The organism is Streptomyces sp. NPDC007264 (genome assembly GCF_042869095.1).
GTDB lineage: Bacteria > Actinomycetota > Actinomycetes > Streptomycetales > Streptomycetaceae > Streptomyces.
Genome location: NZ_JBIAFD010000004.1, coordinates 268151 through 284241 on the forward strand (window position 1 = coordinate 268151; position 16091 = coordinate 284241).

Below are 16091 nucleotides of genomic sequence, written 5' to 3' on the forward strand. Positions count from 1 at the left end.
CATGGCGCCGACGACCCTGGTCGCACTGTGGGAGCAGCAGTCAGCCGCGACACCGGACGCGGTCGCCGTCGTCGCGGGGGCACACCGCGCCACCTACGCGGACGTGGACCGCCGGGCCACGGCACTCGCCGCCGAGTTGCAGGCACGCGGCATCGGACCGGAGAACCTGGTCGGCGTCTGTCTCGGCCGCTCGGTCGAGATGGTGGTGGCCCTGCTCGGCGTCCTGAAGTCGGGCGCCGCCTACCTGCCCCTCGACCCGAGCTACCCGGCCGACCGGCTGCGCCACATGACCACCGACTCGGGGGCCGGGCTGTGGCTGTGCGACGCGGACCACCGCGCACAGGCCCTGGCGGCCGGCGCCCCCGACGTCCTGCTGGTCGAGGACCTCCCCGCGGAACCTGCCGCACCGGTGGCCCCGGTGGTACGTCCGCACCACCTGGCTTACGTCATCTACACCTCCGGTTCGACCGGCCTGCCCAAGGGCGTGGCCGTCGACCACGCGGCGATCGCCTCGTTCCTGCGGAGTGCGGCCGAACGCCCCGGCCTCGGGGCGGACGACCGGGTCCTCGCGCTGACTCCGCTGTCGTTCGACATCTCGGCACTGGAACTGTTCCTGCCGCTGACCCGGGGAGCGACGGTGGTGATGGCCCCACCCGCCGCCAACACCGACCCTGAGCTGCTGGCCGCCACCATCGCCGAGGCGGCTGTGAGCGTCGTCCAGGCGACCCCCACCACCTGGCGGATCCTGCTGGCGTCCGGCTGGACGGACGGGCACGGCCGGGTCCTGCTGTCGGGCGGTGAGCCGCTCGATCCGCAGCTGGCCCGCGACCTGCTCGCCACCGGCGGCACCCTGTGGAACCTGTACGGGCCGACCGAGGCGACGGTGTGGGCCACCGCGGCCCGCATCGACGCCGTGGCCGACCGGGTCACGGTCGGGACGGCCCTGTCCGACACCCGGCTGCACGTCGTCGACGAGGGCGGGCGGGAGACCGGCCCAGGAGTCACCGGCGAGCTGTGGATCGGCGGCGCGGGTGTGGCGCGCGGCTACCTCAACCGGCCCGCGCTGACCGCCGACCGGTTCGTGCCCGACCCGTTCGGGGACGCCTCCGGGCGCCTGTACCGGACCGGCGACCTCGCCCGGTGGTCCGCCGACGGCATCCTGGAGGTGCTGGGACGCAACGACCACCAGGTCAAGGTGCGCGGCTTCCGCATCGAGCTCGGCGAGGTCGAGTCCTGTGCGCGCAGCCACCCCCTCGTCACGGACGCGGTGGTGGTCGTCGACCGCGAGGCGGCCGGCGGCGACCGGCTGGTGGCGTACCTCGTGCCCGCGCACGACGCGCCGGACCTGCCCGAGGACCTGCCTCGCCAGGTCCGTGACCACCTCGCGCAGCGGCTGCCCGCCCACATGGTGGCCCAGGGCTACGCCGTGCTGGACGCCCTGCCCCGCACCCCCGCGGGCAAGGCCGACCGCGGCGCCGTGCGGCGGATCCCCCACAGCCCGGTCCGGGCGAGTGGTCCGATGACCGACGACGCCCGGCTGCCGCCGCACACGGCGACGGTGCGCCGCGTATGGGCCGAGGTGCTCGGGCTCGACGACGTGTCCCCGTACGACGACTTCTTCGGCCTGGGCGGCCAGTCGCTCACCGCGGTACGGGCCGTGGCCCGGCTGCGTGCGGAGCTCGGTGTGCCGGTCGACGCCCAGTCGGTCTTCGCGTGTCCGACACCCGCCGCGCTCGCCGCCGCCCTGGACGGCGTGACGCCCTCCGACGACGAGCCGATCCCCACGGCCGCGACCGCCGAACTCTCCTTCGGCCAGGAGCGGATCTGGTTCTTCGAGCAGCTGAACGACGCGGTGCCCGCCTACCACCTGCCGGTCGCCCTGGGCCTGCCCGGCGGGCGCGTCGACCTGACGCTGCTGCAGGAGTGCCTTTCCGCGCTGGTGCAGCGGCACCCGGCGCTGCGCACGGCCCTCGTCGGCGTCGGCGGCCGGGCCCGCCCCGAGCTGCGCGAGCCGGGACCGGTGCCGCTGCGCCGCACCGACGTCGCCGAGGAGGACCTGGACGCCCTGGTGACCGAGCGGATCCGCGCCCCCTTCGCCCTCGACCGTTCGCCGCTGCTGCGCGCGGACGTGCTGCGCACCCCGAGCCGTGACCTCACCTTGCTGACGATCCACCACATAGCCTGTGACGGCGCGTCGGTGGACCTGCTGGTGCGGGAACTGGGCGAGTTCTACACCGAGCTCGCGGCCGGCCGCCGCCCCGCCCCGGCACCGCTGCCCGTGACGTACGCCGACTACGCGGCCTGGCAGCGCGAGCGACTCACCGGCGCCGAGCTGGAGCGGCTGCTCGACCACTGGCGCACCCGGCTGTCCGGCCTGCCCGTCCTGGAGCTGCCGACCAGCCGGCCCCGGCCGGCCGTCGCGAGCCACCGTGGCCGACGCGAACTGCTGCGCGTCCCGGTCGACTTGGCGCACCGGCTGCGCATGCTGTGCCGGGCCGAGGGCGTCACCGTGTTCATGGGCCTGCTGGCCCCGTTGCAGGTGCTGCTCGGCCGGTACGCCGACGAGAGCGACATCGCCGTCGGCACCCTGACGGGCGGTCGGCCGCGCCCCGAACTGGACGCTGTGGTCGGCTACTTCGTGAACACCGTCGTCCTGCGCACCGACCTGTCCGGCGACCCGACCTGGCGCGAGCTGCTGGGCCGGGTCCGGGAGGTCGCGCGGCAGGCGTACGCGCACCAGGAACTGCCCTTCGAGAAGCTGGTGGCGCAGCTGAGCCCCGAGCGCGACCTGAGCCGTAACCCGCTCTTCCAGGTGTTGTTCGCCCTGCACGAGGAGCCGAGGGCCGGTCAGGCCACCGAGCTGTACGACCGCAAGGAGCTGGAGGGGCGGCTCGGCACCGCCCGCTTCGACCTCGCCTTCGACGTGACGGACCACGCCGCCGGGGCCGGTGACCTCAGCCTCTCCATCGAGTACGCCACCGACCTGTTCGACGCGGACTTCGTCCAGGGTCTCGGCCGGCACTTCCTGCGGGTGATCGAGCAGATGGTGTCCGGTGTCACGGCCCGGCCGTCCGAGCTGGAGATCGTCTCGGCCGACGAGTTGCGCGCCCTGTCCGTCGGCGACCGGACCGAGCCGCTGCCCGAGCCGACCACCCTGGTCCGCCTGTGGGACCGCCAGGTGCGCACCACGCCGGACGCGATCTGCGTCGTGGGCGACGGCCGGTCGCTGACGTTCGCCGAGACCGACGCCCGGGCCTCGGCCCTGGCCAGGGAGCTGCGGGCCCGGGGCGTGCGCCCCGAAAGCCTGGTCGGCGTCTGCCTGGAACGCTCGGTGGAACTGGTGGTCGCCCTGCTGGGTGTGCTGAAGGCGGGCGGTGCCTACGTCCCGCTCGACCCCGGCCACCCCGCGGACCGGCTGCGGTACCTGCTGGCCGACTCGGGCGTACGCCTGGTCGTCGCGGACCCGGGGCACCCCGCCTCGGCCCTGTTCGGCGACGGTGTACGGCTCGTGGCGGTGGACCAGGATCCCGGGGCGGAGGCCGGGCCGGCCGACGAGGCACAGCCGCACCACCTCGCCTACGTGATCTACACGTCCGGCTCGACCGGCAACCCCAAGGGCGTCGCGATCACCCACGCCAACATCACCGGGTTCCTGGAGTGGAACCAGCGGCTGTGCCGGCTCACCGGGCGGGACCGGGCCCTGCTCAACCACTCGGTGGCGTTCGACAACTCGGTCTGGGAGATCTTCCAGTGCCTGGGGTCCGGTGCCCAACTGCACCTGGCGAGCCCCACCGCCGCCTACGACCCCGAGGAGTTCCTGCGCGAGGTCGCCGAGCGCGGTGTCACCACGCTCAACGCGACACCCTCGCAGATGCGCATCCTGCTGGAATCCGGTACGGATGCCGCTTCCCGACTCGGCTCCGTACGCCTGGTGTTCACCGGTGCCGAGGCCGTGCCGCACGATGTGGCCCGCCGCATCCTGGCCGCCACCGCGCCGGGATGCCAGGTCTTCAACGAGTACGGGCCCACCGAGGCGACCGTGACCTCGGCGTTCTGCCCGATCACCGAGGAACTGCTCGACCGGCACAGCCATCGCCCGAGCGTCCCGTTCGGCCGGGCGACCGACAACGCGCGCCTCTACGTGCTGGACCCGCGGCTGCGCCCGGTCGCCCCGGGCTGTCGCGGCGAGCTGTACGTCGGCGGCAGCGCGGTCGGCCGCGGCTATCTCGGCAGGCCGGCCCGCACGGCAGGGGCGTACCTGCCCGACCCGTACGCCGCGGAGCCCGGCGCCCGCATGTACGCCACGGGCGACGTGGTCCGGCTGCTGCCCGACGGAAACCTGGTCTTCCTCGGCCGCAACGACCACCAGGTCAAGGTGCGCGGCTTCCGCATCGAGCTCGGCGAGATCGAGTCCGCGCTCCGGAGCCACCCGGCCTGCGCCGACTGCGTGGTGGCCGTGCGGCGCACCAGCACAGGTGTGGACCGCCTGGCGGCCTACCTGGTCCTCGAGCACCCCGACCGGCCCTCCCCGGACCCGGCGGAACTGCGCGCCCACCTGGCGGAGCGACTGCCGCCGTACATGCTGCCGCAGAGCTGCACGGTGATCGACGAGATCCCCCTCACCCCGAACGGCAAGGTCGACCGCGACGCACTCCCCGACCCACGTCCGGTGCCCGCCCCGGCCCCCGCCGCCCGCCGGGCGGTCACCAAGCAGCAGCTCCTCGTCGCCGACGTGTGGCGGGAGTGCCTGGGCGTCGAGGAGGACTTCGGGCCACAGGACGACTTCTTCGACGTCGGCGGCACCTCGTTGACCATCACCACGGTCGCGGGCCGGCTCGGCGAGCGACTCGGACGCCGGGTCTCGCCGGTCCTGGTCTTCAGGAACCCCACGGTCGCGGGCCTCGCCGAGGCCCTGGAGGAGGACGCACGTCCCGCGGACCCGGGCTCCACGACCGGTACCGAACCGACCGACTGAACACGCAGATCAACGCCGCCCACGGCAGAACCCTGGAGAACCGTCATGCCACAGCGCCCGAAACTCGTCCTCGTCGGTCAGTTGTCCACGCTCCCCTGGCTGTTCGATGCCGCCGAGCGTGCCGGTGTCGACCTGATCCTCGTCCCCAGGGGGGACGACTCGGCGGAGTCCGCGCTGCGGCCCGACGCGGTGGTCGAATTGCTGCCGCTGGACATCTACGGAGATCCGGAAGGTGCGCTGTCCATGCTCGCCGACCGCTACCGGCGGGAGCCCTTCGACGGAATCATGGCGGGCAACGAGCAGGTCGTGCCGTTCGTGGCGCGCGCCGCTCAGGAGCTGGGCCTCACCGGCCTGACCGAGGAGGCCGCGAACGTGGTGCGCGACAAGCGCAGCATGCGCCGTCGCCTGCTGGAGGCGGGTCTGGGCGTGCCCGGCTTCGTGGTCATCGAGGATCCGGACGGCTGGACCGACGCGCTGACCTTGCGGTTCCCCGTCGTGGTCAAGCCGGCGAACGGCCACTCCAGCTTCGGTGTGATCCGTGTGGACGACAAGGACAGCCTCGAGCAGGCCGTGGCCCGCACCTGGAAGATCGTCGAAGGCCACCAGGGCGCCGCCGTGGGATCGGCCTCAGCCGTCGGCGTGTTGGTCGAGGAGTACCTGGACGGGCCCGAGATCTCCGCCGAGTCCCTCGTGCACCACGGGAAGGTACGGGTCTGCGCCGTCAGCTGGAAGGGCGAGATGACGGGGCCCTACTTCGAGGAGACCACGCTGCGGGCCCCCGCCCAACTGCCCGCCGAGATACTCGCCGCGATCGAGGCGGAGGTGATCGGCGCCCACCGCGCCTTCGGCGTCACGGAGGGCACCACGCACACCGAACTGCGGCTGGTCGGCGGGGTGCGGCCGGTGCTGCTGGAGATGGGCGCGCGCATCGGCGGCGGGGGCTTCATGCACCACCTCGTCCAGGGCAGCAGCGGGATCGACCTGGCCGCCGACGCGCTGCGCATCCACCTCGGCCGGGAACCGCTCTGCTGGCGTGAGGAGCCGGCGCCGGCCGGCCATGCGGCGGCCTACCTGGTGCCGGTCGGCAGCGGCGGACGCATCAGCCGGGTACGCGGCCTGGACGCGGTGCGCACCGACCCGCAGGTGGACCACGTGGTGCAGACGGTGGGCCCCGGCGCACTGCTGCAGCCCTACCCGGACTGGTCCGGATACCCGGCGATCGTGCTCTCCCACCACGAGTCGGATGCCGCGGCCGAGGCGTTCCGCGACCATCTCGCCCGGACGCTGCACGTCGAGTACGAAGAGCAGGGGTGAGCACGCGCCACGGGCTGCCGCGCCTTGGCACCGCACCGGCCACGACCGGCTGACCGGGGGAGGCCGGCCACCGGACACCCGCGGGTACCGCGTCGTCCCGCGGGCCTGACGAGCGACACGGACAAGGGGAAGCGGACGGTGCCCGGGGCACCGTCCGCTTCCCCTTGTTCCGTGAAAAGCCGTCGCCGGGACGACGCCCCCACCGTCCTGGTCGATGGTCTGGCCGAATGTGCCACGGAAGTGCCCTCGGAAGCACGGCGCGCCCGTCCGCCGAGCGGCCGCGCGAGGTCGCGTGACCAGCCAGGCAACCTTTCGGGTCAGGTATGCATGTACCTGGCTGGGGCAGCAACCGCGTTGGCCCATGGTTGCGGAAGAGCAGCCAGGCAGGCGTGAGTTCCCCTGCCGCGACGGCGCGAGCCGGACCGGGCCTGGTGGAAACCACAGAAACAGGGTGTGCATGGCAGCTTCGGCAGACTATGAAGGCAGCGGCGCGACGGCGGCTCCCTTCCGGGTGCTCGGGCCACTCGAGGTGAGCGGCGAGCTGGGGGCCGTGTACGTGGCACCGGGCCGGCAGGAGATCGTCCTCGGGGCTCTGGTGCTCGAACTGAACCGGGTGGTGGAGACCGCCCATCTGGTGGATGTCATCTGGGCTCACGACCCGCCGAAGACCGCACGCACCCAGGTGCAGATCTGCGTCTCCCGGCTCCGCAAGGCGCTGTCGGACGGGGGAGTCGACGCCACCATCGAGACCCGCGCTCGCGGGTACGTCCTGAGGGCGCCGGACGATGCGACCGACGTCGGCAGATTCCGTCGCCTGGTGACCGAGGCGCATGCCCTGGCCCGTGAGGGTCTGAAGGTGCCCGCGGTGGACGCGCTCCGTCAGGCGACCGCCCTGTGGCGGGGCCGGTGCCTGGCCGGCGTACCCAGCGAAGTCCTGGCCGGCACGGCAGCGCAGCTGGACGAGAGCCGCCTGGAAGCGGTGGAGACCTGCATGCGGCTGGAGCTGGAGCTGGGCCGTCACGAGCACCTGGTCGGCGAACTGCAGCGGCTTGTCGCCGGCCATCCGCTGCGTGAGCGGCTGCGAGGGCACCTCATGGTGGCGTTGCACCGCTCGGGCCGGCAGGCGGAGGCGCTGGACGTCTACCACCAGGGCCGTGCGATGCTCACCGAGGAACTGGGCCTGGACCCGGGAAGGGAACTGCGCGACCTGGCGCAGGCGATCCTGACCGACGACGCGGATCTGGCACCGGCCGGACCGGCCGAACCCTGTTCTCCCGCGGCGACACCGCTCTCCGAGACGGTGCCGGAGCGCGGCGCCGATCCCGACACGGTCGTGACCCCGAGGCAACTCCCCGCGGACATCGGCGACTTCGTGGCCGACGACACGATCGTTTCGGCGGTCTGCGACGCCGTCACCGAGGGACAGGAAAAGGGGCAACTGAATGTGGTCCTGGTGCTCGGCCGACCCGGTGTCGGCAAGAGCACGGTGGCCAGGCACGTGGCGCACCGACTCGCGACCGAGTACTTCCCGGACGGGCAGCTCTACTGCGACCTCCGCGGGCCGGGCGGACAACCGGTGGCCCCCGCCGAGGCGTTGGGGCGGTTCCTGCGAGCGCTGGGCGTACCGGGCCAGGCCCTGCCCGACGCGCTCGACGAGCGCGCGGAGATGTACCGCAGTCTGCTGGCCGATCGCCGGATCCTGGTGTTGCTGGACGACGCGGTGAGCGAGTCGCAGCTGATGCCCCTGCTGCCCGGAACCGGCAGCAGCGGCGTGCTGGTCACCAGCCGCGGCCAGCTCACGGCGCTGCCGGGCACCCGCCGGTTCGACCTGGAGCCGCTGAGCACCGAGCAGGCCGTCCAACTCCTGGGGCGGATCATCGGAGAGCATCGTCTGGAGAGCGAGCGGGAGGCGGCACGGGCCCTCGTACGCCTGGTGGGCGGGCTGCCCCTCGCGCTGCGCATCATCGGCGCGCGACTGGCCGCGCGCCCGCACTGGTCACTGACCTCCATGTGGAACCGGCTGGAGAACGAGCACCGCCGGTTGGACGAGCTGGCCTACGGCGACCTGTCGATCCGGGCGAGTCTTTCCCTCAGCTACGACGGCCTGACGGCGGCCGACCGTCGCCTGCTGTGCCTGATCAGCCTGGCCGAGGGGACGGAGATTCCCAGCTGGCTGGGGGCCGCCCTCGTCGACGACCGCACGCCGCGTCCCGCTGATCTGCTGGAACCGCTCATCGATATGCGGTTCCTCGACATCACCGCCATGGACCAGGACGGGGAGTTCCGATGCGGACTGTCGCAGATCGTACGGACGTTCGCGTACGAGCGGCTGCCCGAGGAGATTCCCGAGGCGGAACGCGCCGGAGCGGTGCGGCGTATGGTCGGTGGCTGGATGGCCCTCGCGGAGAGGGCGCACAAGGAGATCTACGGTGGTGCGTACACCATCGTGGCGGGCCGGGCCGAACGATGGTATCCGCCGGAGGACCACGTCCGGCGGTGCCTCCGCGACCCGCTCGGGTGGCTGGAGAGCGAGCAGACCAACCTGTTGAACGCGGTCGAGTCGGCGGCCCGGGCCGGGCTGGACGAGTTGTGCTGGGAGCTGGCCACGACTCTGGTGACGCTCTTCGAGGCCCGTGGCTATCCCGAGCTGTGGGAGCGCACCCACCGGATAGCGCTGACCGCGGTACAGGAGGCCGGCAACGAACGGGGACAGGCGGCGGTTCTCGGCTCGTTGGGGACCCTGCACCTGCACCGGGGCGAGCATGAGGCAGCGGGCCCCTACCTCAGCACCGCCCTTGAGATCTTCGAGCGGATCGGGGAGCTGAGTGGTCAGGCGCTGTGCCTGCGCGACCTGGGGCGCATCGAGCGGCACCATGGCGACGACGATCGGGCGCTGGCCCTGTACGAGAGCGCCGAGCGCAACTTCGTGCGGGCGCAGGACGTCATCGGCCGGGCGTACGTGCTGTGCGAGATGGCACACATCACGATGCGGCGACGGGACTTCGCGCGAACCCGCTCGTATCTCGACGAGGCCCTCGGGATCTGCCGGTCGGTCGGCTTCAACCGGGGCCAGGCCCTCGCACTGCGGCGGCTGGGCCAGATGCTGATGTACCAGCACCGGTACGAGGCGGCGGAACGGACGCTGCTCGAGGTCCTGGCCATGGTCGGGGCGAGCGGCGACCTGGTCGGAGAAGGGTACGTGCTGCACGACCTCGGCCGGGTCAACGCCCACCTGCGTCGCGTGGAACGGGCCGTCCACTACTACTCGCAGTCGGCCAGGATCCGGGAGCGGATCCTGGACCACAGCGGCGCCGCCGCTGCCCGGGCTGACATCGTTGCCATCCTGGGCGGCCCGATGACGTCGGTCGGCTGACACCAGCAGGCATGCGGTTCGTCACGTCCACGGCGTGTTGTCGGCCGGCGCCACGGCGACCGGACCCTGCTCCACGCCGTGCTGAATTCCTGCAGCGCCCAGGACCAGCACGACGGCGGCCCCCGCGGCAGCCAGGAACTTCTTGATGACCATCCGAATTCCCCTCCCTTCGCAACCCGTCTCGCAATCCGTCCGGGCGTTGCTGAGACCAGAGTGAACCGAGTGCCCATCGTGGCCGCATGCTCGCGCTATCACCGCCCTATCCCGGCCCGTCCCTGCCGTGGATGTGCCGTGATGCCGGGCCGATAGGGCGACACCGGAGATTGGTCCTGCCGACCTCGGCGCCCCTTCGGGGGGACGGCCCTCAAGGAGGTCCGAATGACCCTAGTGACCCGGGAAGCGGTGACGCCCGCCGCGTTCGGCGTCCCGGAAACCGAATCACAGCGCAGCACGAAGGCCCCCGCGACAGCAGCGGTAGACCTTGTCAGGGAGTTCCCGCGGCAGAGGAAGGAACTGGTGCGCGCGCACCGGGGCCTCTCCTCGACCGTGGGTCAGGGGAGGGTGCACGGCCGATGACGATGGATGCGGAGTTCTACTCCCGGGTGGCCGAGCGGTTCGGCGGCTACTTCAGCGACGCGCGGAGCACCGACGTGTTCCCGGACGGCCGCCCGGACGCCGTCTTCGACGAACTGGTGACCGCACTGGGAGCGTCGCACGCCCGACTGCTGGATGTCGGCTGCGCCGACGGGCGCAGGGTGCTGCGCACCGCTCCTGCGTACGGCGCCGTGACCGGGATGGATCTGTCGCCGTCGATGCTGGAATGCGCCGAGCGGTATCGAGCGGAAGCAGGTCTGTCGCACGTCGCGTTCGAACTGCGCGACGCCGCCCGCACGGGGCTGCCCGACGGGTACGTCGACGTGGTCACCTCCCGCCGCGGTCCGCTGTTCGCCCGTGAGTTCGCGCGGGTGCTCCGCCCCGGTGGGGCGGTGGTGTACATGGGCATCGGGGAGCAGGACGCGCGCGAGCTGAAGGAGACGTTCGGTCGCGGCCAGGACTTCGGCAGCTGGAACGGCAGGCCCTTGTCGGAGGAGGTTGCCCAGGAACTGTCCGACGCGGGCCTGGCGGTGACGGGAAGCCAGGAGTTCCGGTTCGAGGAGTTCTACCACTCGGCGGGCGATCTGGACACGTTTCTGCAGCAGGTGCCGATTCTCGACGACTACGACCCGGCGGCGGACAAGGAAGCGTTCGATCGATATGCCGCCGCGGTGACCGTCGAACAGGGCGTCCGGCTGAGTCGTCATTGGTTCATCGTGCAGGCGCAGAAGCCGGCGGCCGTCGAGCCGTCCCACGCATAGGAGACGGTGCGCCATGGAGCAGGATCTCGTGGTCAACGAAATCTTCGGTCCGACCGTCCAGGGCGAGGGTCGGTCCATGGGGCGCAGGTGTGCGTTCCTGCGACTCGGCGGGTGCAACCTGTCGTGCTCGTGGTGCGATACGCCCTACACGTGGGACTGGACCGGAGCCGGCGAGAGCGGGATCGCCCACGATCCGCGCAAGGAACTGCACCGCCGCCCGGTCGAGGATGTCGTCGCGGAGTTGCTCGCCTTCGACACCGAGCTGATCGTGATCTCCGGCGGTGAGCCCCTGGGCCAGCAGGAGCGACTGGTTCCCCTGGTGGTGGAACTGACCGGACGCGGTAAAGAGATCGAGATCGAGACCAACGGGACGCACGCCGCGCACCCCGCACTCGTCGCCGCCGGCGTCAGGTTCAACGTCTCGCCGAAGCTGGCGCACTCGGGCGACGCCCTGCAGCGCAGGATCGTCCCCGCCGCACTCACCAGTCTCTCGGCACTGCCGGGCAGCACGTTCAAGTTCGTCTGCCGGAACACCCGCGATCTCGACGAGGTGGCCGAGCTGGTCGCCGCCTTCCACCTGGCCTCGGTGTGGATCATGCCGATCGGGCGTACCGCCGACGATGTCACCAAACACATGAGCGAGTTGGCCGACGCGGTGGTACAGCGCGGCTGGAATCTGACGACCAGACTGCACACCTTGTTGTGGGACGACAAACGCGGCGTGTGAGCAGCGGCATACGCACAGAGGAACGGAACTCGGATCGATGGCATTTCGCATCACGAAGAAATTTGAATTCTCGGCCAGTCATCGGCTTTCCGGCCTTGCTCCCGAGCACCAGTGTGCCCGACTGCACGGGCACAACTACGTGATCGAGTTGGAGCTCGGAGCCGATGACACGGAGCTGTCGCCCGTGGGCTTCGTCCGAGACTACGGAGAACTGTCCGCATTCAAGGTGTGGCTCGACAATCATCTTGATCACCGGCATCTGAACGATGTCATGGACGAGAATCCGACCGCTGAGAACATGGCGGCCTGGGTCTACAGGACCTGGTCGGTGGAGTTCCCCGAGTTGACCTGCGTTCGTGTCTCAGAAACTCCCAAGACTTGGGCCGAGTACCGGCCGTGAGGTCGGTGACTTCGAAGCCCGGACGAAAGGTGGCCGCATGCCGGTGACGAAATTGGACGTCGATGGTGCCCCGTCGGCGTCGAGCACGACCGAGGACCCGCTGGTCGAGCTCGCCCGCCAACTGTTGAAGGAGATCGGCGAGGACCCGAGCCGTGACGGACTGCGCGACACACCTGCGCGGTTCGCCCGCTGGTGGCGAGAGTTCATCGACTACGACCCCGGTTCGCTGGGCACGCTGTTCGAGTCCATCGGCACGAGCCAGCTCGTGGTCGTCTCGGACATTCAGGTCTGGTCGCTGTGCGAGCACCACCTCCTGCCGTTCAACTGCTCCGTGACCATCGCCTACCGTCCCACGGGGCAACTGCTCGGCTTGTCGAAGTTCGCCAGGGTCGCCCATCAGTACGCGCACAGACTGCAGGTCCAGGAGCGTCTCGTGGACCAGATCGCGCTCGAGATCAGCACCCTGAGCGGCACCCCGGACGTCGCGGTCATCGCGAAGGGCGAGCACCTGTGCATGTCGATGCGCGGCATCAAGGCGGCCGCGCAGATGACGTCGACCGCATATCGCGGGGAGTTCGGCACCGACTCCGCGCTCCGGGGCGAGCTGTTCGACCTGATCCGGGCATGACGGGCCGTCAGCTCTGCTCGACCACCTGTGGATCCGGTCCGGTCGACATGAAAGGACAACGATGAACGCAAACGGCTCTTCGACGCCTGCGGAAGCGGCTCTCCTGCTTCCCGAACTGGACGCCGACCGGCTGGTGGCCGACCTCATGACCGCGCGCAACCACCTGTGGGACCAGCAGCGCGTGTACCGGGACGGGGTCGTGGTCAGGCAGGCCGAAGAGGACTGGCGCTGCCTCGCGGTGCGCAGCCCCGGTGGTGACAAGACGCGTACCGACCCGGGCGGCCCTGGTGGTGCGGAGTTCGCCGACACCGAGTGGCTGGCCCACATGCCGTACGTGCGGGAGGTACTGCGTTCGATTCCCGGCCCCCTCTTCGCCGCCCGGTTCATGGATCTCGGGCCCGACACCGTCGGATACCCCCACTGCGACTCCAAGTTCGCCCCGGACTGGGGTATGGCCCGGCTGCACATCCCGGTCATCACCCACGAGAAGGCGTCGCTCGTGCTCGACGGAGTGACCTACCACTGGCAGCCCGGTGAGTTCTGGTTCGGTGACTTCAGCCGCATGCACCAGATCCAGAACCTCGGATCCGAGCACCGGGTGCACCTCGTCGTGGACGTGCTCGTCACACCGGAGCTCGCGCAGCTGTTCCCGGCCGACTGGGCCGACTACTTCAACGGCCCGGACGTGCTCCACAACCGGCCGGCCGTGGCCGTGACCGACGGAGAGCGGGAAGCCGCCCGGTGTTCCTTCGACGCGCCGGCGCACCTGCTGGAGGTGGAGGAGTTCGGGTCGCTCACCGGCCCGCAGCCGCAGGCCGGCTTCAGCATCGTCGACACCGGCACGGGCCTTGCCGTCCGATCTCCCCGGGACCACCTGTTCGAGCTGGTGCCCCTCGGTGGACACGAGTACCGCCTGGTCGGGTGGAGCGAGGAGCGGACCGTGACGACGCGGCTGGAGGATCCGCAGCCCAAGGTCGAGCTGGCCTACCGCAAAGGCCGGCGGACGAGCCGGCTTCCCGTCCCGGCCACGCCGGCGGCATGACCGGCACCGCGCAGCGACGGCCGGCCGCCACGGCCCACCCGGCGACGGACAAGAGTCTCCTCCGGTGTCGACCGAACGGGCGGAACGGACACCCGCACCGACCCGCTGCGAACCCCAGGTACTGAACCCGTCCATTTCCATCCGCCGGAAGGCGACGCATGCCCAGAACTGTCGCAATCGTGTCCGGCGGCCTGGATTCGGTCACCATGGCCTACCACCTCCAGGCACAAGGACACACACTCCGACTGCTGTCCGTGAACTACGGGCAACGCCACCTCGTCGAGCACGAGTTCGCCGCGAAGGCGGCTCGAACGCTCGGGGTGCCGCACGACATCGCCGACCTCAGCCCGATCGGCAGGCTCATGCACGGCTCCTCGCTCACCGACCCGGCCGTCGACGTGCCGGACCAGAAGGGGGAGTCGCTCGGCGAGAGCCCGAACGTCGTGCCCAACCGCAATGCCCTGCTGCTGTCCGTCGCCTTCGCGGTCGCCGTCGCCGAGAAGGCGGAAGCGGTGGCCATCGGGGTGATCGACGACCCGCAGGCCGCGCCCGACAGCAACACCGCATTTCTCGACTCCTTCCTCGCCATGGAGAAGATCGCGACCCGCGGATACGCGCACCCCGAACTGACCTTGACGGCGCCCCTGGCCGAGCTGCGCAAGAGCGGCGTGGTGTCGCTCGGAGAGCAGCTCGGCGTCCCCTGGACCGAGACGTGGACCTGCATGCGGGGCGGCACGCTGCACTGCGGACGGTGCGCTTCCTGCTGGGACCGGCAGGAGGCGTTCCAGGACGCCGGCGTGACCGATCCGACGACCTACCAGACCAGCCATGCGAAGGAGCTGCCATGACCGACACGTTTCCGGTGCTCGACCTCAGTGACGCCGCCGGTTCGGAAGAAGACCGGGCAAGGTTCCTGCGGCGGTTGCGCGTGGCCGTCCACGAGGTCGGCTTCTTCCAGCTCGTCGGGCACGGCATCGAGGACGCCGACGACATGCTCGACCTGACCCGCCGGTTCTTCGCCCTGCCCGAGGCCGATCGGCTCGCGATGAACATCCTCGACTCGCCGCTGTTCCGGGGCTACTCGGAACTCGGCCGCGAACACACCAAGGGCGTCCCCGACCAACGCCGGCAGCTGGACATCGGGCCGGAGCAGCCCGCGAGGCCGCTCGCGCCCGGCGATCCCGCCTACCGGTGCCTGATCGGCTCGAACCGGTGGCCCGAGACGATGCCCGAGCTGCGCCCGGCCGTCGAGTCCTGGATCGCCCGGCTGACCGATCTGTCGCATCGGCTGCTACGGCTGCTGCTCGAGTCGCTGGAAGCCCCCGCCGGGTTCCTGGACGACGTGGTCGAACCGGATCCGCAGATCCACCTCAAGCTCCTGCACTACCCCGGCCCCGCGCAGACGGACGGGGACGCGGGCGACGGCCAGGGGACCGGCATTCACAACGACCTCGGGCTGCTCACCCTGCTCGTCCAGGACGACAAGGGCGGTCTCCAGGTCGCGGTCGGGGACGATCGTTTCGCCGAGGTTCCGGTGATACCGGGGGCGTTCGTGGTCAACCTGGGAGAGCTGCTGGAGGTGGCGACGCGGGGTTACGTGCGTGCCACCAAGCACCGGGTGATCCGGCCCGCCCCGGGCGTCGACCGTTACTCCATTCCGTTCTTCTACAACCCTCGGCTGGACGCCACGATGCAGCCACTGCCGAGCCCCTATGTCGCGGGCTCCGACGGAGTCGTCGCCGAGGCCGACAACCCGCTGTTCGCGCTGTACGGCGACAACGTCATGAAGGGGCTGATCCGCTCCTTCCCCGAGATCGTGGCCCGCCACCACCCGACCCTGGCCGCGGCAGCCCGGTCCACGAGTGCCTGACCGGGAGCCGCACGCCCGAGCGGGTCGCCGGGCCGGCCGGCCGGCTCATCGCCGAGCACGGACGGCCCGGTGACCCAGGGCGTGTTTCGAAAGTCCCGTCTGCCCCGCGACGCCTGGCACGGCTCCCCCACGCTCGGCTGCGCTCGCGCGGGAGGGGCTCCCACCGCCGCGTTGTCGGGATCGCCCGCGTACGCCCAGTACGCGGACGACCCTCCGCCTTGCGATGCTCCCCCGCAGCCCGAAGGGCGCGGGAGGTGCCCCCAGCACCAGACGCCGCGGGCCCCGCCCTTCGGGCGGACGACGCCACTTTCGAAACACGCCCTGGGCCGGTCCGGATCACCACCGGCGAGGTCACGCCGAAGGGGGATCGTCCGCCGGTGCTGTGGCCGGACCACTCACCCGGAAGG

General features: G+C 71.1%; 11 protein-coding genes. 10 read left to right on the plus strand and 1 reads right to left on the minus strand.

Annotated features, from left to right (window positions below; genetic code table 11):
• Position 1: 1 nt before the first annotated feature.
• The 3 genes from ACFYMU_RS08410 (at position 2) to ACFYMU_RS08420 (ending at position 9662) form a co-directional block, all read left to right on the plus strand.
• Positions 2-4975, plus strand: a complete 4974-nt coding sequence (locus tag ACFYMU_RS08410) for an amino acid adenylation domain-containing protein (RefSeq protein WP_388369782.1) — start codon at positions 2-4, stop codon at positions 4973-4975.
• Positions 4976-5020: 45 nt separating this feature from the next.
• On the plus strand, positions 5021-6289 hold the full coding sequence (locus ACFYMU_RS08415) for an ATP-grasp domain-containing protein (protein WP_388369785.1): 1269 nt from the start codon (positions 5021-5023) through the stop codon (positions 6287-6289).
• Between the two features lie 457 nt (positions 6290-6746).
• Positions 6747-9662: a BTAD domain-containing putative transcriptional regulator gene (locus ACFYMU_RS08420; RefSeq protein WP_388369788.1), complete on the plus strand. Its 2916-nt coding sequence runs from the start codon at positions 6747-6749 to the stop codon at positions 9660-9662.
• A gap of 21 nt (positions 9663-9683) precedes the next feature.
• Here the strand turns inward: ACFYMU_RS08420 and ACFYMU_RS08425 are convergent, their stop codons facing one another.
• Positions 9684-9815 (minus strand): hypothetical protein, encoded by a 132-nt coding sequence (locus ACFYMU_RS08425; RefSeq protein ID WP_388369791.1) that lies wholly within the window; start codon positions 9813-9815, stop codon positions 9684-9686.
• 419 nt (positions 9816-10234) lie between these two features.
• Here ACFYMU_RS08425 and ACFYMU_RS08430 point away from each other — a divergent pair, with 419 nt between their 5' ends.
• The 7 genes from ACFYMU_RS08430 to ACFYMU_RS08460 all read left to right on the plus strand — a co-directional run bounded on the left by ACFYMU_RS08430 (position 10235) and on the right by ACFYMU_RS08460 (position 15684).
• The gene (locus tag ACFYMU_RS08430) at positions 10235-11017 is read left to right on the plus strand and encodes a class I SAM-dependent methyltransferase (protein ID WP_388369794.1); all 783 of its coding nucleotides are present in this window, start codon (positions 10235-10237) and stop codon (positions 11015-11017) included.
• A gap of 13 nt (positions 11018-11030) precedes the next feature.
• A complete protein-coding gene (locus ACFYMU_RS08435; protein WP_388369797.1) occupies positions 11031-11744 on the plus strand; it encodes a 7-carboxy-7-deazaguanine synthase QueE in 714 nt (237 codons plus the stop codon).
• Between the two features lie 37 nt (positions 11745-11781).
• A complete protein-coding gene (locus ACFYMU_RS08440) occupies positions 11782-12144 on the plus strand; it encodes a 6-pyruvoyl tetrahydropterin synthase family protein (protein ID WP_388369799.1) in 363 nt (120 codons plus the stop codon).
• Positions 12145-12181: 37 nt separating this feature from the next.
• On the plus strand, positions 12182-12772 hold the full coding sequence (folE, locus tag ACFYMU_RS08445; protein WP_388369801.1) for a GTP cyclohydrolase I: 591 nt from the start codon (positions 12182-12184) through the stop codon (positions 12770-12772).
• A gap of 61 nt (positions 12773-12833) precedes the next feature.
• The gene (locus ACFYMU_RS08450; protein ID WP_388369804.1) at positions 12834-13814 is read left to right on the plus strand and encodes an aspartyl/asparaginyl beta-hydroxylase domain-containing protein; all 981 of its coding nucleotides are present in this window, start codon (positions 12834-12836) and stop codon (positions 13812-13814) included.
• 158 nt (positions 13815-13972) lie between these two features.
• Positions 13973-14662 (plus strand): 7-cyano-7-deazaguanine synthase, encoded by a 690-nt coding sequence (locus ACFYMU_RS08455; protein WP_388369808.1) that lies wholly within the window; start codon positions 13973-13975, stop codon positions 14660-14662.
• Positions 14659-15684, plus strand: a complete 1026-nt coding sequence (locus tag ACFYMU_RS08460) for an isopenicillin N synthase family dioxygenase (RefSeq protein ID WP_388369810.1) — start codon at positions 14659-14661, stop codon at positions 15682-15684. Before ACFYMU_RS08455 ends, ACFYMU_RS08460 begins: the two co-directional genes overlap by 4 nt.
• Positions 15685-16091 lie beyond the last annotated feature (407 nt).